The organism is Ditibartonella apis (assembly GCF_001952075.1).
GTDB classification, from domain to species: domain Bacteria; phylum Pseudomonadota; class Alphaproteobacteria; order Rhizobiales; family Rhizobiaceae; genus Bartonella; species Bartonella apis.
Genome location: NZ_LXYU01000002.1, coordinates 359,228 through 378,711 on the forward strand (window position 1 = coordinate 359,228; position 19,484 = coordinate 378,711).

At 43.9% G+C, this 19,484-nt stretch carries 11 protein-coding genes and 1 pseudogene; 5 read left to right on the forward strand and 7 right to left on the reverse strand.

The annotated features are described in order from the left end of the window. Positions 1-502: 502 nt before the first annotated feature. The 4 genes from PEB0122_RS06090 (at position 503) to PEB0122_RS06105 (ending at position 10,672) form a co-directional block, all read left to right on the forward strand. Positions 503-6,247, forward strand: coding sequence for an autotransporter outer membrane beta-barrel domain-containing protein (locus tag PEB0122_RS06090; RefSeq protein ID WP_158025419.1), 5,745 nt, complete (start codon positions 503-505; stop codon positions 6,245-6,247). A gap of 191 nt (positions 6,248-6,438) precedes the next feature. Continuing rightward, the gene (locus tag PEB0122_RS06095) at positions 6,439-6,939 is read left to right on the forward strand and encodes a hypothetical protein (protein ID WP_075916091.1); all 501 of its coding nucleotides are present in this window, start codon (positions 6,439-6,441) and stop codon (positions 6,937-6,939) included. A gap of 359 nt (positions 6,940-7,298) precedes the next feature. Then, positions 7,299-8,645 carry a prephenate-dependent tRNA uridine(34) hydroxylase TrhP gene (gene trhP, locus PEB0122_RS06100; RefSeq protein ID WP_075916093.1) on the forward strand — a complete coding sequence of 449 codons (1,347 nt, stop codon included), beginning with the start codon at positions 7,299-7,301 and terminating at the stop codon, positions 8,643-8,645. A 185-nt stretch (positions 8,646-8,830) separates the two neighbouring features. After that, on the forward strand, positions 8,831-10,672 hold the full coding sequence (locus tag PEB0122_RS06105) for a retron Ec67 family RNA-directed DNA polymerase/endonuclease (protein WP_075916096.1): 1,842 nt from the start codon (positions 8,831-8,833) through the stop codon (positions 10,670-10,672). Positions 10,673-10,781: 109 nt separating this feature from the next. Here the strand turns inward: PEB0122_RS06105 and guaA are convergent, their stop codons facing one another. The 7 genes and pseudogenes from guaA to omp10 form a co-directional block, all read right to left on the reverse strand. After that, positions 10,782-12,341 carry a glutamine-hydrolyzing GMP synthase gene (gene guaA / locus PEB0122_RS06110; protein WP_075916098.1) on the reverse strand — a complete coding sequence of 520 codons (1,560 nt, stop codon included), beginning with the start codon at positions 12,339-12,341 and terminating at the stop codon, positions 10,782-10,784. A 115-nt stretch (positions 12,342-12,456) separates the two neighbouring features. Then, the gene (locus PEB0122_RS06115; protein ID WP_404801504.1) at positions 12,457-13,071 is read right to left on the reverse strand and encodes a 5'-methylthioadenosine/S-adenosylhomocysteine nucleosidase; all 615 of its coding nucleotides are present in this window, start codon (positions 13,069-13,071) and stop codon (positions 12,457-12,459) included. A 20-nt stretch (positions 13,072-13,091) separates the two neighbouring features. Then, positions 13,092-14,375, reverse strand: a complete 1,284-nt coding sequence (locus PEB0122_RS06120; RefSeq protein ID WP_075916316.1) for an RsmB/NOP family class I SAM-dependent RNA methyltransferase — start codon at positions 14,373-14,375, stop codon at positions 13,092-13,094. Between the two features lie 264 nt (positions 14,376-14,639). Further along, entirely contained in the window at positions 14,640-15,095 is a 456-nt protein-coding gene (locus PEB0122_RS06125) for an NfeD family protein (protein ID WP_075916102.1), read from the reverse strand. A gap of 218 nt (positions 15,096-15,313) precedes the next feature. Then, a pseudogene (locus PEB0122_RS06130) lies at positions 15,314-16,234 on the reverse strand (SPFH domain-containing protein); the annotation flags it as partial. A 142-nt stretch (positions 16,235-16,376) separates the two neighbouring features. After that, entirely contained in the window at positions 16,377-17,372 is a 996-nt protein-coding gene (gene hemH / locus PEB0122_RS06135; RefSeq protein ID WP_075916105.1) for a ferrochelatase, read from the reverse strand. A 33-nt stretch (positions 17,373-17,405) separates the two neighbouring features. Further along, positions 17,406-17,780, reverse strand: coding sequence for an outer membrane lipoprotein Omp10 (gene omp10, locus PEB0122_RS06140; protein ID WP_075870232.1), 375 nt, complete (start codon positions 17,778-17,780; stop codon positions 17,406-17,408). A gap of 265 nt (positions 17,781-18,045) precedes the next feature. On the opposite strand from omp10, the gene PEB0122_RS06145 reads away from it, so the two are divergent. Beyond that, on the forward strand, positions 18,046-19,449 hold the full coding sequence (locus tag PEB0122_RS06145; protein WP_075914978.1) for a sigma-54-dependent transcriptional regulator: 1,404 nt from the start codon (positions 18,046-18,048) through the stop codon (positions 19,447-19,449). Positions 19,450-19,484: the final 35 nt, after the last annotated feature.

Consider the following 19,484-nt stretch of genomic DNA (forward strand, 5'->3'; position numbering starts at 1 on the left):
GGAAACTGAAACTGCAATCTTAGGAATTATTGCTTTTTCTTTTTAAAGAACAGTTCGGCAGACGTAGCATCCATTTAATAAGTTTTACATAAATACCTGACAATTTCATCTTTCAATTTCAAAATTGCTGCGCGTTTTCCAAGTGATATTTCCGACCATGTAAAATAGGCAATTTGGCTCATTATTTTCCGATCAGGTGCAATAATAAACCATCCCGACAAACCGGTTATGCCGGATATCAAAATGATATCACGCGCCGAATTCTTATACCTATAGATATTTATCAAGTACTATGAAAAATGATTTATATGTATTTAAATGTTGTTTGAAATTAAACCGTATGTTGTTTAATAATAATTTACATGTATATAATGAAACACTTCTTTATTCCTTAATTACCTTGTAAAATAGGGGGAAGGAAGTTTTCGTTTTACTGCAAAGATCAACCCGTAATTCCATGATTTTGAACGCAAAATCACAAAATTCGAAGGGGCCGACGGTAATGTCGAAGTTAAAAAAACAATACAAAAAATTTTGCGATCAGGGTCTAGGATATCGAATTTTTCTTGCCACAAAATCGGGATTTAAACGCAAACTTTCCACACTTGCTGCCTCTTCTGCCATCTTTGCAGGAAGCTTGATAAGCAATGTCTATGCTGAAAATTATTGTAAAATGCAAGGCGGCTGGACTTCCGGTACGATTGCAACCAACAATAGCTGTACAGTAACGAAGGAAAACTTCAATCCGGTAGATAGCGACAATTATTGGGGCGCTGCTCTTGCTTCCGGATCCGGTGAAGCACTGAAAATCAACGGCAATCTTTCGGATATCAACAACGGAAAATCCGGTATTAGTCAACTTGACGATCTGGGAAATTACGATCCAGCCACTAAAGGCCAGACCAAATTCGTTTTAGGTGGAACGCAAGCTGTTCGTGTGACTGATAACGCCGGTCAATCTTATACGGTCAATGTGTATCAAGACAGTTCTTTTACTGTTTCTGATTGGGGTAACGAAAAAGTTCTGGTAACGGAATCGGTCGGAGACCAGCAATATGTAAGTTCAGGATTTGGAAAAGCTGAAAACGGCGGTCACATTGATGTAAAGTTTGATGATTTCAAGGGAAACAACAAGTACGGTGACGATAAGACCGTATATCTTGCTTTGAAAGACTCGAATTTGACATGGGCAGACGGTTCCGGCAGTGTCGTAGAATGGCATTCGAAGAATTCGTTTGAATCACGAGCTTATTACCTCCCGGATGATGACATTATCAACCGGATTAATGTCCCGGAATTTCCGCACAGTTTTACCGATTACAAAGGAGAAATGCGGATCATTAATTCTATCGATGATTTGAAAGCTTACAACAGAGAACTTATAGCTGCACTCCAAAGCAAGGATTATCCCGATTTTAAAACCCAACAGGCTTATAATGATGCTTTTAACAAAGCCAAACCGAAATCCATAGAAAAAGCCATACAAGGTCCGGGAAGCGATTATCCTAAAAGTGATGAAATATTTAAGCCCACGGGTAATACGCGCGCAATGTATGCCAGTAATGGCGGTAAGATAATTGTCAAATCTGGTGGCCAGATCGATACCGAGTTTGACCAAGGGGAAATGGCAGGTACACTCGTCGCAGAAGGCGGGAGCATTGTCGAGGTCGAGTCTGGTGCCATTGTCTCGTCACGACGAAATTCCACAATTATCCTCGGTAAGGATAATGAAGTTTCCAAAGCTCATACTTTCGGTACCAATAACGGTGTGGTCAATTCGGGCTTCAGAGAATCCCGTATACATGACACCACACAAGACAGTCAGGAATTTTCTTATGGCACTGCTGTCGAAGCGTTTTATGGTGGAACTATTGAGAATAACGGCATCATTAATGTAGCAGGCAATCGCGGAGAAGAAACCCCCTTTGCTTATAGTAACGGTTTTTATCTGTATAAAGTCGGCACTGGAACAAACAATGGTATTATAAACATCGGCGTCAACAATGATCCCCTGAACGGTCGATATGTCGGGGTCGCCATCGAAAGCAACTATTCAAAATTTACGAATAGCGAAACCGGAGTTATTTATATCGGACGGGCTGCACAATATGATACAATAACGCCAGAAGAAACGGCTGATACAAGCAATAGTAATAATGCCGAATTTTATGGTATCAGGGCATATGACAAAGCTGAAGCTATAAATAACGGAAAAATCATCATCGGTTCAAAAATGCAAAATGCTTCAGCTATGGCTGCCGATGTTCCGACAGATCCCGGCCAACAAGCGATTAATTTAAAACTGATAAATAACGGAACCATCATCATCAATGGTGCTGTCAACAACGGTTCCCAGTTAAATAGTGCCCGTAACTTCGGTATGAAAACGATTAATAACGGCTTGGATAACGAAGTTACCAATAATGGCCTTATCGAACTTAATGGATATAACGGTGTTGGCGTCTATGTTCTCGCGACATCCGGTAATTCAATTAACGCCAATGATGCCTTGGCCACGCTTACCAAAAACAGCGTCATAAAAATTTCCAGCCCCACCCAGAACGGCCCGTTGGTACGAAATTACGGCGTCTGGGTGGAAGGCCGCCCCAACGACGTGTATTATGCTCGCGCCAAAATTGATGGAACGATAGAACTGGCAGGCGACGGCGCGGTCGGTGTCTATGTCAAGGATGGCGGCCAAGCGGATGTCACGGAACATGCCAATCCGCAATTTGTAAGCGGCAAACAACAGATCGGTTTTTATGTCTACGGTGCGCAAAGTAAAATTGTAAACAGCACAAAAGCAATGAATGTAACGACAGCTGCTTCAAATCTTTTCCGTATTGACGGTGGCGCAAGCTTTTTGGGACAAGGAGAAGAGTTAACAGCTTCCGGTGAAAATAGCGTCATTCTGGAAGGGGCAGGAGGAGCTTCCGATACGGCTAGTCAAATAATTACCAAGGACGCAAAGCTCACGGTTACCGGAAAAGGTGCGGCGGCTGTATTAATCAATGGCGGTGCTTATGGAGAAATTAGCGAAAAAGGTAACACAGAACGCCAGATTTATCTTTCAGGAGAAGGTGCCATCGGTGGGATTGTTGATGGTCGTTATCACCGGATCGATGCGACCTATACCGAAGACGTAGACCTGAACACAAAGTTGGTTAATTACGCCAAAATCAACACCGATTCACCAAATGTAACAGGATTCATTGCGCGCAATAGTGGTCTTCTTGTCAATTATGGCGTTATCACCATGACAAACACTGAGAATGCCACCGGCATCCATGTCATTGAGGGGGGACGTTTGGAAAATCATGGTGATATTACTGTCTCGAACGGTGTCGGACTGCATATAGAGGGCCTTTCGGGCACCGACACGCGCGCGAATGTTGCAAATGCCAGCACTATAACAGTAAATGATGGAAAAGCCGGCATTTATCTGGAAAAGAATGCTTTTTTAAATGCGACCGGAAGTCAGGGTAAGATTAAAGTTTCGGGAAGTGCCCATGGCGTTTTGCTGAATTCGGATGCAAAAGGAATAGTTCTCGGCGTTGATGAAATAACTGTTTCGGCTGGCGGAAATGGTAATGGTGTAGAAAATAACATCGTTTCAAATGACCCTGAATTCGCTGCCGAAATCGCTTTTAAACAGGCTACAATCAATGTCGAGGGTAGCGGTTCCGGTATTCGTACTGCCGTTGGTCTTCTTACGCATTATCTGGATGAGAATAATGTGTCGCAAGTGTCTAACGTCACAATCAATGTTGGCGCCAACGGTGTCGGTTATGATTTAAGAAATGCAAGTCTATCCGATCCGGTTCTTCGGTCGAATGCCGTAATCGGGCCGGCTTATACAATCAATGCATCCGATCATGCGATTGGTTTGCGTACCAATACCAGCGGCGAAGTCACCAACCAGTCAACTGTTTTGTTAAAAGAAGGTGCTAGCGGCACTGCTTGGCTTGCCGGTACAGCTTCCAAAGTACAAAATGACGGCGTCCTTGACTCGAAGAGTGCCAACGGTCTTTTGGTCGATCTCGCAAATAGGCCGACCAACGCTTCTTCCGGAACAACATTCATTAATACGGGGCAATTAACTGCCCAATCATCCACTTCTGTTGCAGTACGGGGAAGTGAACTTGGCGACACCTTCATTTTTACAAACAGCACGTCAAACATACGTGGACTTCTTAAAGCTGGCAAAGGATCGGATAGCCTCACCTGGTCGGGTGGACGTTGGGAAGGCGGTTTCGATATGGGAGAAGGAGACAATGACAATGCAACGATTTCCGGCCCTGTCGACACAAGCAACTTCAGCCATGCACTGGCCGGTCAAGGCAATAACAAGCAACTGACACTTCAAACCACAACCATAACCGGTGGTTCATTCAATCAGGATGATTTAACCAAAGGCGTAAATTTTGGCGCGGATTGGAATAAAATTGCTCTTACCGACGGCACCCGTTTAACTTTGACAGATAATGTTTTTACAAACGGCGATCTTGATTTTGAAATCGGCAAGCAAAGTACATTGATCGTCGACCACACCAAGTATCGCGGTACGGACGAAGCACAAACGCTTTATAGCGAGGCAGATATCACTCGAAAAGCCGGAACTTTGGCACTGACAAATAACGGTCTCATTGATATGGGGAACAAAACACCCGACGGCATTACCGACAAACTGGTCATCAAAGGCAATTACCATAGTGATAATGGCTCTATCCGGCTAAATAGCAGTCTTGGAAACGATGGAGCTCCCTCCGATATGGTTGTTATTGATGGGGGAACTGTTTCCGGTACGACGACCCTTTTCATCGACAATCTCTCCGATAATACGAAAAATGCAATTACAAAATATGAAGGAATAAAAGTCGTCGACGCCAGAAATGGCGCTCTTACAAACAACGATAGTTTCGTCATCGGCTCAGGATGGGGACGTGGCTACCGGCGCGACGACGGTGTGATGGCTGTTGCCGGATCCGATACTGCCTATGCCTATACACTTGCCCGTGGTCCGCTAAAGAAAGCGCGCGATCACGACGCCTATAACGACAACGAATACGCATACGATTGGTATCTTAGAAGCGGACAAGATAATTCAAATAATTTCGACGACGATAACAACAATACCGGTGGTAACAATGGCGACGTCGGTAACAACAGCAACGGCTCGCATGGCGGGGGAAGCAATCAAGGTGGTACAGGTACAGACCGACCGGAACAAGCGAAACCTTATTATGGCCCGTCAGTGCCGCTTTATGAAGCTTATCCTCAAGTACTCACAAGTCTCAATCGTTTGTCTACCTTGCAGCAACGAGTTGGTAACCGCTTTTGGGCCGATGGAACCGATAATACGGTAAATGAAGTTCATCTTTCTGATCAAGCCTCGACGCTTGTTGAACACAACGGCTTTTGGGGCCGCATGGAAGGGAGCACAGGCAAAGTAACCCCCTCACGCTCGCTGACCGATGAAAATTACGGTCTTGATCTATGGCGCATGCAAAGCGGGATTGATGGTGCACTCGTCGAAAATGCCAACGGAATCCTGATTGGATCTTTAAGCGGTCATTTCGGTCGTGCGGAAGCATCTGTGCGCTCCGATGACGGGCATGGCAAAGTCGAGGCGAACGGATATGGTATAGGGGCTGCAGCGACATGGTATGGCTTCAATGGCAGCTATGTCGATTTACAATCGCAAGCCACCTGGTATGAAACCGATTTCAATTCCAAGAATTTTACCCGTTCGGATACTAAAAACGAAAACGGTTTTGGCTACGCTCTTTCGGCAGAGGCCGGTCATCGGTTAAAATTGACAGAAACATGGGATATAACACCGCAAATCCAACTTTCTTATTCGTCGATAGATTTTGACAGTTTTCGTGATGGCTTGAATACAAAAGTGTCTCTGAAAGATGGTGACAGTCTGGAAGGCCGTGCCGGCCTCGCTTTCAGCAGAGATAAAACGTGGATATCCGATAGCGGAGACCGGCGTCGCGCACTCCTATATGGCATAGGCAATCTTTATTACGAATTTCTCGATGGAACGAAAGTGGATGTTTCCGGCACTTCGTTTCGGAATGAAAATGAAGATTTTCAAGCCGGACTTGGATTGGGTGGCAGTTATAATTGGAATAATGATAATTGGTCACTCTATGGCGAAACAAATATACGCGGTGCTTTCAAAAATATCAGCGATAATTACAGCTTTGGCGGCACAGTAGGTTTGAGAATTAAGTTCTGAGTTTGAAGAGGGATTGTTCTTCATCCATGCGATGGGGAATAATCCTTGAAGCCCATTCCGGTTGAAAAACCGAAAACCTCAATTACCCTGAATGGCAATTCCGCGTTCATTCTCTTTTTATCCAAACACTGGACTTTTTATCTTCCGACATAACTATTCGTTTATTCGTTCAAACAATGGGGCAATATTCCATGTCTTTATGGGTAGAGGTTAACGACAAAATGCAACATGGCTATCGCTATGAACGCGTGTGTGAAGAGGGAAAAAACTTTTCAGCCGATTTTGAACCGCAGTTAACCCCTAAGCAAATCTTGGAAATGGGCGTTTTCGGCGGTAAATATATGACCGATTGCAGAAATGAATTTCCTTCCAACTGGTTTGAAAACGCAAAATTATCACCCGAAGGCAAACGGGCGGACATGAATTATTATGGTGTATTGGCCGGTAAGCCACTTTCCTATTGGAGAGCTAAAGGCTGGATTTATGACAATGACCCGCGCGGCTGGTTCCAGTGGTATTGCCGTTATTATTCGGGTCGTCGTATCGAAGGCGAAGACGAGCGGCAGATCAAACGTTGGAAACAGATGCGCCGCCATGTCGCACAGCTCAGGAAAAACTGTGAGCCCGGCGATTTTTTCTGTCGTCCGCGCCAGCGTCAGGCACTTCTGCAATGGGCCTATTTTTGTGATTAAGGCTTACTTCAATCCTGCTTCGATCAAATTGGTTGTCTAAGTCATGGCCACCAACTCGGCCGCCTAAGCCGTGGCCGTCTACGGGATGGAATTACAATTTCTGCATGAATAAAAAGTTTGATCGTTATAGCGCATATTTTCTTTGCCCCGCACATTTTTATTCAAGCATTTTTACCCGCCTATTTTAAATTATGTTTTTTAAAATTCTGCCCGCTGTTTACTCTCGATTCAACCTCCAATTCCGGTAAAATGGAGCGTTGTAATGAAGATTAATCTTCTGAGATTATATTTCCTGACAGGTTGAACGGATAGGCCAGTTCTGCTAAACAACAGCTCAATTTTCAAGGCTCTTTCAATCAATGTCAAAACTTCATAAAACCGAATTGTTAAGTCCTGCGGGCACATTGAAATCTATGCGCTACGCTTTCGCCTATGGTGCGGATGCGGTTTATGCAGGCCAGCCCCGCTACAGTTTGCGGGTACGCAATAATGAATTCAATCATGAAGAAAATTTGAAGATAGGCATTGACGAAGCCCATTCCGAGGGCAAAAAATTCTATGTTGTCGTCAACATTGCCCCCCACAACAGCAAGCTTAAAAGCTTTGTGAGCGAATTAAAACCTGTTATCGACATGAAACCCGATGCTCTCATCATGTCCGATCCGGGCTTGATTATGATGGTGCGGGAAAATTTTCCCGATGTGGATATTCACCTTTCGGTACAATCGAATGCGGTGAATTGGGCAACGGTCAAGTTCTGGAAAAGCATGGGATTAACACGCGTCATTCTCTCAAGGGAATTGTCGCTGAAAGAAATCGAAGAAATCCGTGAAAATGTTCCCGACATAGAGCTGGAAGTCTTTGTTCATGGTGCGTTATGCATGGCCTATTCAGGGCGTTGCCTTCTTTCGGGCTATATCAACCACCGCGACGCCAATCAGGGAACGTGCACGAATGCCTGCCGCTGGAAATATGGTGTCGAAGAAGGCGTCGAAAATGAACTTGGCGAAATTGTCAAAGTTGAAGAGACGGTAAGCGGGGAAATTCAACCTGATCTTGGTGAAGGGCCAACCACCGACGAGGTATTTGTGCTTCATGAAGCAAATCGGCCGGAAGCCGAAATGACCGCGTTTGAAGACGAGCATGGTACATATATCATGAATTCGAAAGACCTTCGCGCTGTCCAATATGTCGAAAAACTGATCAATATCGGTGTCAATTCGTTAAAAATCGAAGGGCGCACGAAATCGCATTATTATGTTGCCCGAACCGCACAGGTTTATCGCAAGGCAATAGATGATGCTCTGGCCGGCCGTCCATTTGACGACAATTTGATGGTGGTTCTGGAATCCCTTGCCCACCGCGGTTATACTGAAGGCTTTTTGCAACGCCATAAACATAAAGAATACCAGAATTATGCAACCGGCTCCTCGCTTCCCGGCCGCCAGCAATTTGTTGGCGAATTTACCGGAAAACGCGTGAACGGGCTTGCCGAAGTCGCTGTCAAAAACCGCTTTGAATTGAATGACAAAGTGGAAATGATGACGCCGGATGGCAATATCAATTTTACAATAAAATCACTGAAAAACAAAAAGAACGAAGACATTACTGTAGCACCCGGTGACGGACATATTGTCTACATTCCCATCCCTGAAGATGTGCAATTGAATTACGCTTTATTGATGCGGTATGTGGCGAACATTTGATAAATTTTATTGACATACATAAAATTCGATAATAGCCGTAGATGATAAACTCACAGGTAGAAGTGTTATCTTGTTTCGAGATATATTTGTTAATATCGACAGCTTTGCTTAGCTGGTCTACATGTGTTACTAAGTAGGTAAGCTTAGTCTAAGAGTACCTGTGAGTTTATTTTTTTGAACGTTAAATGACTGAACCGAAAAACCTAGAGAAACTGAAAAGTATAACAAAAAGGGAAGAGCTGGCTGATTTGTTAGGCCTTAGTCGTCGTCGACTGTTTTGTACTTTATATATGGAGCCTATGAGCAGTAAGTATAATACCTTTTCAATTCCCAAAAAATCCGGTTCTGATTTACGTATAATTAAGGCGCCTAATTCACACCTAAAATTCATTCAATGGCGTCTAGCAAAGTATCTTTCCGAATGCTTAGAGGAGATAAAGAAAAAAGAGAAATTTCCCCATTTATCCTTTGCATTTCAAAAAAAACTATCGATCAAAGATAATGCTTTGAAACATATCAATAAGAGATGGGTTTTAAATCTTGATATTTCTGATTTTTTTTCATCTATTAGTTTTAATCGCGTTAACAGATTTTTTTTAAAAAATAAATTTTTTCAGTTAAATGACGAGATTGCAACTACTATTGCGCAGATTGCATGCGACGAACAAGCGCTTCCTCAGGGAAGTCCGTGTTCTCCTATAATCTCGGAATTTATAACGCAATCGCTAGATGTTAGATTGCTAAAACTCGCAAAACAATATCATTTAACCTATTCGCGTTATGCCGATGATATCACTTTATCGACTAATCAAAAAGTTTTTCCAAGAGAGGTGGCCTATCCGGATTCTTCTGCTGAAAATGGATGGCAAGTTTCAGAGACGTTAAGAAGTATTATTCAGCGATCTGGATTTAAGATAAATGAAGAAAAAACCCGGATGCAGAAAAACTGCGTGCGCCAAGTAGCTACCGGCCTTGTGATTAATAAAAAACCCAATGTCGCTGATAATTATTATCGGACTGTGCGATCAATGTGTCATCACGTTTTTGAAAAAGGGGCTTACTATCGATCTCCTGAAGACAAAGACAACCCTACCTGTGATTTGAATCCTCTAGCTGGCAAGTTAAATTTTATACACGACATTAAAAAAAATTCTGACGAAACAAATTCATCAAGTCTAAGGGGCGGAAATAATCTGACTCTCTCCGGTTTTGATGGCTTATACAAAAAGTTCTTATTTTATAGGTTGTTTCTATGTTTAAATAAACCAATGATTGTTACCGAAGGTAAGACTGATCCGATATATCTTCGCTGTGCCATAAAACACGGTAACAAGATAAAAAATGCCTATGGAAAGACAGTTGGTAGATATATAACTCAATCGATTTTATTTTTTTCGAGAGAAAGATCTTACGCGGAAGCATTTAATTTTAAAGAAGGTGGAAGTAATAATCTATTAGATATCATTAAGCTATACAAAGAATACCTTCACTCTAGCAAAAAACGTCAAATTCAAAGTAGACCGTGTGCTTTTCCAGTTATACTTCTTTTCGATAACGATGACGGTATAAAAACTACTTCGAGTTATGTCAAAAAAAATTTCGATATTATACTAACTACTGAAACTACAGACGATTTTTATTATTTATTTGATAATTTGTATATAGTAAAAACTGTTGAGAAAAAATATAACACTGAATATGAAAAAAATGATGATAAAAATCATCAATATGATAATATAAAAAATAAAGTTAAAAATAAAAAAAACTTAATTAAAAATTCTGAATCTTGTATTGAAGATTGTTTCTTTAAAAAAACTCTTGAAAAAACACTACACGGAAAGAAATTTACTAAAAATAATAACGGACACTCAAATACAGAATACAGCAAAGATAAATTCGCGACAGAAATAGTTAGCGCTGAGCCTTGGTCCATCGACTTTAGTGGCTTTGACGGATTATTGGATCGCATCAGAAAAGTTATAGAAGATTATAAAAAATTACATAACCATCCTACAATAAATAGGTAATTTTTATATCATTTATATTACTTTATATTCATTTTTTATTTAATAATAAATATAAATCACATGCATTCCTTAATGCCATGTCCAATATCTCGTATTCCCGCGTTTTATTTTATTCCCACTCGATTGTTCCCGGTGGTTTTGACGTGATATCATAGACGACGCGATTGATACCGCGCACCTCGTTAATAATGCGGTTTGCAGCTTGTGCCAGAAAATCCATATCGTAATGATAAAAATCGGCTGTCATTCCGTCGACCGAGGTAACAGCTCTTAACGCGCAAACATATTCATATGTTCGCCCGTCACCCATGACACCTACCGTTTGTACCGGAAGGAGAACAGCAAAAGCTTGCCAGATTTCATCATAAAGGCCTGCTTTGCGAATTTCATCAAGATAAACGGCATCCGCCTCACGCAAAATATTAAGTTTCTCTCTCGTCACTCCACCGGGGCAACGAATAGCAAGGCCGGGACCGGGGAAAGGATGACGTCCGATAAATTTTTCCGGCAAGCCAAGCTCACGTCCTAACGCGCGAACTTCATCTTTGAAAAGTTCGCGTAACGGTTCAACCAGTTTCATATTCATGCGTTCCGGCAAACCGCCAACATTGTGATGGCTTTTGATGGTAACCGAAGGACCGCCTGAGAATGACACACTCTCAATCACATCCGGATAAAGTGTACCTTGTGCTAAAAATTCCGCTCCACCAAGTTTCTTGGCTTCTTTTTCAAAAACCTCGATAAACAGGCGGCCGATAATCTTGCGTTTCTTTTCGGGGTCACTCACCCCTTCAAGGGCATTGATAAAAAGATCGGATGCGTCAACATGAACAAGCGGAATATTATAGGTCTCGCGAAACATCGAGACGACCTCTTCAGCTTCATTTTTGCGCATCAAACCATGATCGACAAAAATGCATGTCAACTGATTGCCAATGGCTTCATGAATAAGCACCGCCGCAACGGACGAATCAACCCCGCCTGAAAGGCCGCAGATAACGCGCCCCTTCCCCACTTGCCGGCGGATGGCAGAAATTGCCTGTTCACGATAGGTCTTCATCGACCAGTCGCCTTTAATACCGGCGATATTGTGGACGAAATTCTGCAAAAGACGGGCGCCATCCAAAGTATGAACAACTTCCGGATGGAATTGCACGGCATAAAAGTGGCGTTTTTCATCCGAAATTGCAGCAAAAGGCGCACCTTTCGAGGTACCGATGACCTTGAAGCCTTCCGGCAAAGCGGTGACCCTGTCACCATGGCTCATCCAAACCTGATGATGGGTTCCTTTTTTCCATATGCCTTGAAAGAGAGCACTATCTGCTTCAACGGTGAGATCTGCGCGCCCGAACTCGCGTTCATGCCCTGCTTCGACTTTGCCGCCAAGTTGCGCGCACATTGTCTGTTCGCCATAACAGATACCAAGAACAGGAATCCCTGCATCGAATATTTCTTGGGGTGCTCTAGGCGAGCCTATATCAACGGTTGAATGAGGAGAACCGGAGAGAATAACTGCTTTCGGCTTGATACGCTTGAAAGCTTCTGCAGCAGACTGGAACGGTACGATTTCGGAATAGACACCGGCTTCACGCACACGGCGTGCGATAAGCTGGGTTACTTGCGAACCGAAATCTATAATCAGAATTGTGTCAGGATGTATCGTGCTCATAGAAAGCCTTTAAAGAGTCTTTTGGAGAAATGCAATCGGGTGATACATGAGAAAACAGTTTTTAAACCGCAAAGCTTGCAAAATAACGGCTCGTTATTTTGATAGCCCGTCAATTTCATTTTTTCTGCTGTCCCAGCACCTTATCAAGAAGCTTCAGCGCATTTGCCAGTTTTTCATCAACAATATGCAAATATTGGCGCCAATCCATTGCATGTTCCAGCTCCTTTTGACCATCGGAGATACCCCGCAGTCCGAACAAAGGAACATTAAATGTCTGGCAGCTTCGCAACACTGCATAAGTTTCCATATCAACCATATCGGTTTTTATATTTTTATAGCCATCACCGGAAACAACATTGCCGCCGGTCGATAGGCTTGCAGACGGGAAATCGGGTATCAATGTCGGCATCTCCACAGTCGCGGGCAGATCAACAAAAGGCGTTACCCCCTTTTCAACCCCAAGTACCGTCGCATCCATATCGCGCCAGCTCACAGATGACACCTGATAAACTTCTGTTTGTTTGAGCTTTTGTGAGCCACTCGAACCGAGCGAGACAACAAGGTCGGGCAAGCGATTCTCGTTTTTCATAGCACTTAAAATTTTTGTTGTATTGATTGCGGCCTCAATCGGCCCAACACCGATAATGTGCGGTTTAATGAGCTTTTTGAGGTGCTCGCCATATTCCAGTTCGGTTGCCATCAGAAAAAGAACCGATTTTTCACCCCACATGCTTGACCTCATAACTATGTTTAACGTTTTTCAAGGACCGATATAAAAAAGCCGTCCGTATCTGTACTTGCCGGAGATAAAACCAGTCCGTGTTCAGGGAATACCGGTCTTGGTGCATCTTTCCCGAAATGTTGCTGCCACAAATTTTTCATGTCGATTTCTTTGAATTGCGAATTTTCCTTGAGAAAAGCCGCTATCTGTTTGTCATTTTCGGAAGAAAGCAACGAGCATGTAATATAAACGAGATGACCGCCGGTTTTAAGATAAGGCAAAGTTGCATTCAAAACGGTTTTCTGTTCTGCAATACGGCGTTCAAGCTGGCCATCTGTCAAGCGCCATTTGGCATCCGGACGGCGGCGCCATGTTCCCGTACCCGTGCAAGGTGCATCAAGCAGCACAATATCCATTTGCCCTTTTAATGCGTCAAGTTCACTTATATTGACGTGCGGTTGAACATTGCGCACACCGGAGCGGCGAAGACGTTCAAAAATTGGAGCAAGACGGGCTTTTTCCGCGTCATAACAGTGAATTTGACCACGGTTTTCCATATCCGCCGCCATAGCCAATGTTTTTCCACCAGCGCCGGCACAATAATCAAGCACTTGCATACCGGCTTTTGCTCCGGCAAGTCTTGCCACGATTTGCGATCCGAGATCCTGCACTTCAAAATAGCCTTTTTGGAAGGCCGGCTCTGCCTGTACATTGGGGTGCCGTTTCAATTTCTCGATCGGTGGAATGCGTAAAGCACTGTCGAACCATGAGACCGGTTTGGCACCTGTTCCGGAAAGCTCACGCACAATCTTTTCGGGTTTTGCCTTCAAGCGGTTCACTCGTAAATCAAGTGGTGGGCGTTTTGCCAATGCGACAGCTTCATCAAGCCAATGAGAGCCGAAAATATCCTGAAATAGAGGTACACACCATTGCGGCAAATTTCCCCGAATATAATCGGGCGCTTCGTCACTGTTTTTTGTGAGCCACATATTGCGGCTATGTTCACTTAATGGTTCCGGTGCAAAACGGTCACCTTCCAGAGCACGATCAAGTTCATCAAGCGAAAGTCCGCCATCTTCCAACAGTGCACCGAATGCCGTGTCATGAGGATCATCGCTATCCATACGCCATTCAAGCAAATAACGTCCCCGCAAGGCGTCATAAACAATATTGCCGATTGCAGCCCTATCACCAGCGCCGGCAAATCTATGTGAAAGCCCCCAATCTTTGAGTGCTTCCGCAGCCGGACGCCGACGCGATTTGATATCCTGCAATACTTCAATTGCCGCCTGAAGGCGCCCACCCAGTCGCATAGTTTTTTCAATTCCTGCTTGATGTTCCAGCACAGGGAATAAACGAATTTATTAAAAAGGAAAACCGTTCATGAAAAAAAAGATGATGTTGATAGCTTTATTTATATCACACGTTAGAAAAACGGGATCCGGCAGCTTTGTGGAATAGAAAAATAGCAGGGCTTGACCAGCCCGGACTTAAGCACACAAAAAATGTCCAACATTGATAAGGATTTTTCCAACGGAATATGTTGAAAAATTGCGCGATCATAGGGTGCCTTGAATTCAGGCCTTTTCAATAGTGAAAACACCGTTTTCGAAGGCAACGATTTTGACTTCAGTGCCTTCAGAAAGATCGGGCCCTTTGATACGCCATATCGTGTCATCTATGCGTATGCGCCCTTTGCCATCATGAACAGGTTCCTCAAGAACAACTATTTTTCCGATAATCTGGTCGGTTCTCCTGTTTAATAATGGCTCGTCCGTTTCACGGTCGCGGCGAAAAAAATTACGACCTATCAACACCATGATGATGGAAAATATCAGGAAAAAAATGACTTCAACTTCCCAGAAAGCGATCCATGGCAAGTTATAAAAAAGCAAAGAAACAAGTGCCGTTAAAAGAGCACCCAGACCGAACCAGACGAAAAATACGCCCGGAAAAACGAGTTCAAGAAGGAGAAGGATAAATCCTAACACAACCCAGTTCCATGCTCCCAAGGCCATCAATAAATCAAACATCCTTGTTCCCTCTGAACACCAGCTTTTAACGCTCACTTTTTGAAGTATCACTCACCATATGAAGCTTGGCAGTTTGTTTAAAAATTCAACCTGTTACAAGCGACGAAGTTTCTTAGGGATTTTACCATATGCCAACTGGTTAAAACCGCTTTTCAAATCCGCATATAACAACCACGACAGAAACATCGTCTCCGGTTCTGCTTGCAACTTTATTTTTTCTGTTGTGAGGAACCGAAAACTTCTTTTGCAATGGCACCGATACCACCAAGAGAGCCGATGAGTGACGAAGCTTCCATTGGCATCAAAACCACCTTCTGGTTGTTTGCTGTCCCGATAGAAGCAAGGGCATCGGTATATTTCTGTGCAACAAAATAGTTGATTGCCTGTACATTTCCCTTGGCAATGGCTTCGGACAAAACCAATGTTGCTTTTGCCTCGGCTTCTGCCAGACGCTCACGCGCTTCCGCCTGCCGATAAGCGGCCTCACGCTTGCCCTCTGCTTCCAAAATCTGTGCCTGTTTAAAACCTTCAGCCCGCAAAATATTGGCGTTACGGTCACCCTCGGCTTCAAGAACTTGTGCGCGTTTGTCGCGTTCGGCTTTCATCTGCCGCCCCATAGCATCAACCAGATCACGCGGCGGCTGGATATCTTTTATTTCGATACGAGTCATCTTCAAGCCCCATGGATGGGCAGCTTCATCAACCACATGCAAAAGCTTTTCATTGATCGTGTTGCGGTTGGATAAAAGCTCGTCAAGATCCATTGAGCCGACAACGGTACGAATATTCGTCATGTTGAGGTTTAGCACCGCATAATTCAAATCCGATACCTGATAGGCAGATTGGGCAGCATTCAGCACCTGAAAAAATGCTACTGCATCAACCGAAACAGTTGCATTATCGCGCGTAATCACTTCCTGAGTGGGAATATCAAGCACTTGCTCTTTCATATTGATACGTGCACCAACGCGGTCAAAAAACGGAACGATCAGATTAAGTCCCGGCATCAAGGTTTTTGTATAACGGCCGAAACGTTCGATTGTATATTGATAGCCTTGGGGAACCTGTTTAATTCCGGCAAACAATGTTGCAACAACCAACAAGACCAACAACAGTAAAGCGATATTAAAACCGACCACATTCCTCTCCTTGGGTAAATCTTAAGAATAGTGGCGGTATCGTTGCAGTTTTACCTGATCAAGGAAAGCTGCAAACAGCAGTGCTAGCCAGCTTTCCCCCGTTTAATGATCAATGCAAGTGTTTCAAAATGTCAGCAATACTTCAAATCCACCCCTGAAGTTCTCTTCGTACAAGATGGGCAATGACTTTCATGCCGTCTTCACTGTCGTTAAGACAAGGAATATGGACAAAATTCACTCCGCCATTTTCTTTGAAAGTCTTTTGCGCTTCGTGACCCATTTCATCAACGGTTTCCAGACAATCAACGACAAATCCCGGATTGAAGACTGCGATAGACTTGACACCTTCTTTCGCCAGTTTTTCAACGGTCGCGGCTGTATAAGGCTGCAACCATTCCTCAGGTCCGAAGCGTGATTGGAATGACATAATGAGCTTGTTCTCATCCATCCCAAGCCGTTTACGCAAAGCTTCCGTTGTACGCACACACTCTTCCGGATAGGGATCGCCGCGTTTTGCGTAGGATTGCGGGATGCCGTGATAGGATGCAATGATCTTTTCCGGAACAAATTCAAGTGTCTTCAAGTGCGTTTCGACAGAATGGGCAAGTGCATCAATATAAACCGGATCATCGCTATAGGGCGGAACAGAGCGTATAGCCGGTTGATAACGACGTTTCTCAAGGCTTGCAAAAACCGCGTCGAGCACGGTTGCCGTTGTTGTGGCAGAATATTGGGGGTAAAGCGGGAAAAACAGAACTTTTTCGCACCCCTTCTCGATCATAGTGCCGAGCACTTCATCAATCGAAGGCTTGCCATAGCGCATAGCCCAATAGACGTCGACATTCGGTTCATTAAGAAGTGGACCGAGCTTTTCAGCCTGAGCACGCGTATAAGTGCGCAAAGGCGACTCATTCAATTCATAATTCCAGATACGCTTATAAAGTGCACCAGACTTTTTCGGACGTACGTTGAGAACTATTCCATAAAGAATCGGGTACCATAAAATGCGTGGCCATTCTATTACCCGTCGATCAGACAAAAATTCACGCAAATATTTGCGTACATTTGTTGAATCGGTACCTTCCGGCGTCCCAAGATTAATCAGGAGGACGCCAACTTTACTTTTTTTATTTTCCATTAAATCTCAATCTGTAAATTCTGTATTACTAGCCTAAATTTTTCTATTAAGCGAGAATTGCGAACCGTTACTTGATGTACACAAGAGTTGCATCGTGCTGTTCGAAACCGCGCAGTTAACGCGGGAAACTGTGCCGCGGACAATCGAGCGCATTTCGATTTCTACAAGTTGCGGATTGCGGAAGCGGTAATTTCCTTCAGAAAGCTTTTCTTTTGTATCGGAAGAACGAGTCTCGAAAATACCGTTTCTGAACGATGATACGATACCGTTTTTATCAACCCATTGGCCATCTATTCCGGTAGGAATGTTCTGCACCGAAGGGCGCTGACCGTAATTTTGTGAAAGATTACAAGCTGAAAGGGCAAATGCCATTGCAGTGAGACAAAGAGTGGGCGCAATACGTTTCATCTGGTTTGCTCCAATAAACCGCGACCAAGCGGAAAAACAACAACTGAAAAAAGCTGTAACAACATGTTATGGTTCTATCAATATGTCGGTTTTGATGGAAATCAACGGAAAACCATTTTTTTTGAAAAAAATTCTCTTTTCTGTTGCATGTAATCACCAGATTGATAGTAGTTTTCCGCTTGCGGGGCAAACGAGGTATACCTATGTTTTGCAACCAAACTCCTATCCATGCGTTTTCGTCATCACAAAGGAGATGATGAAAGCAATGATGGGTCCTATACTAGTAGCAGCCGAAGACTATGGTAAACGAGCCAACACTTCTTCCATACTTCGCGCCCTCGGTTATCGTGTAATTGAAGCGGAAAACGGACTGCGCACACTTGATCTGTTGCGTAGACGCCGTAACATTTCATTTGCATTGGTCGATTTGATGATGAGTGACCTTGGCGGAACCGATCTCATTTCTACAATTCGGGTTACCGGATTTGCCGCACCACTCGTTGTTATGTCGGATGTCGAGAATGAAGAGCTTCTTCAGAAAAGTCTGAAAGCTGGCGCTGTCGATTATCTCGTTTATCCAATTACATCGCTCAGACTGAGTGTGACACTGGGCAATCTGTCGATCAATAATACCTATGAGCGCGAAGTGCATTACATTCGTCGCCAGCAGGAAAATCATTTGCGATTTTCGGATCTTTACGCAAACAGTGAAGCGATGAAAGAGCCTTTCGAGCAGGCAAAGCAAGCTGCTTTGTCAACCAAAAATCTTCTCATCGAAGGTGAAAAGGGAACCGGAAGAGAAACACTTGCCCGCGTTATTCACCATGAAAGTCCTTATGCAACGGGCAAATTTGTTCGCATCCAATGCGTGCCGATTTCCGATCCTGCTCAAGATAGTAAAAAGTGGGAGACAAAAATTCTGCCACACATCCATTCGATTGATCATGGGACAATTTGTCTTTGCGAAATAGACCGTCTGGAAATCAATCAGCAGAAACGGTGGATCGATTTCCTGAAACAGCGCAAGGAAGTGGAAAAAGACAGCGAACCCAAGTTCCGTCTGACGGTTATTTCGACGTCCCGTCTGCAAGGGTTGGTGGAAGACGGTCTGTTTTTGAAGGAGTTTTATGATCTCTTGCGAGAGTGTCACGTTATCGTGCCTCCTCTTCGTGAGCGGCGTGATGATTTTTCCGATATTGCCCAGCGCGCTATCGAACATATTGTTGTTGAAAGTGGTCAACCGCATGTGCATGGCGTAGCAGGTTCGGCATTGTCACTTTTGCTGCAACATGATTGGCCAGGAAATGTTGGTGAATTGGAGAATGTGCTCTTTCGCGCAGTCCTGTTAAGTCAGGGGCCATTATTGACAATCCGTGATTTTCCGCAACTTACGGGAAATCAGGTCACGGATTTCAGAAGTAATGTGCCAATTGATACAGCCGAAAAAAATAGCCGTTATAGTATCCAGCTTATTGATGATAACGGGCAAATCCGTGCTTATAACGAACTCGAACGTGAAATTATAGAACGCACAGTTCACCATTATCGTGGTCGGATGAGTGAGGCAGCCCGGCGTCTCGGCATTGGTCGTTCAACTCTTTATCGGAAACTCGACGAATACCACGCCGAAAACCAGAAGGGGTCAGAAGCACTGCGTCGTGCCAGCTGAACGGGGCACGAAAGTCGTGTTGATCGATAGATCCT

What these genes read in the sequence shown, in the direction of transcription:
- hemH (WP_075916105.1), bottom strand. Translation starts at nt 17,372, where the DNA reads ATGGAAAATAAAAAAAGTAAAGTTGGCGTCCTCCTGATTAATCTTGGG.
- PEB0122_RS06145 (WP_075914978.1), top strand. Translation starts at nt 18,046, where the DNA reads ATGATGGGTCCTATACTAGTAGCAGCCGAAGACTATGGTAAACGAGCC.
- PEB0122_RS06090 (WP_158025419.1), top strand. Translation starts at nt 503, where the DNA reads ATGTCGAAGTTAAAAAAACAATACAAAAAATTTTGCGATCAGGGTCTA.
- PEB0122_RS06120 (WP_075916316.1), bottom strand. Translation starts at nt 14,375, where the DNA reads ATGCGACTGGGTGGGCGCCTTCAGGCGGCAATTGAAGTATTGCAGGAT.
- omp10 (WP_075870232.1), bottom strand. Translation starts at nt 17,780, where the DNA reads ATGAAACGTATTGCGCCCACTCTTTGTCTCACTGCAATGGCATTTGCC.
- trhP (WP_075916093.1), top strand. Translation starts at nt 7,299, where the DNA reads ATGTCAAAACTTCATAAAACCGAATTGTTAAGTCCTGCGGGCACATTG.
- PEB0122_RS06125 (WP_075916102.1), bottom strand. Translation starts at nt 15,095, where the DNA reads ATGTTTGATTTATTGATGGCCTTGGGAGCATGGAACTGGGTTGTGTTA.
- PEB0122_RS06105 (WP_075916096.1), top strand. Translation starts at nt 8,831, where the DNA reads ATGACTGAACCGAAAAACCTAGAGAAACTGAAAAGTATAACAAAAAGG.
- PEB0122_RS06115 (WP_404801504.1), bottom strand. Translation starts at nt 13,071, where the DNA reads ATGTGGGGTGAAAAATCGGTTCTTTTTCTGATGGCAACCGAACTGGAA.
- guaA (WP_075916098.1), bottom strand. Translation starts at nt 12,341, where the DNA reads ATGAGCACGATACATCCTGACACAATTCTGATTATAGATTTCGGTTCG.
- PEB0122_RS06095 (WP_075916091.1), top strand. Translation starts at nt 6,439, where the DNA reads ATGTCTTTATGGGTAGAGGTTAACGACAAAATGCAACATGGCTATCGC.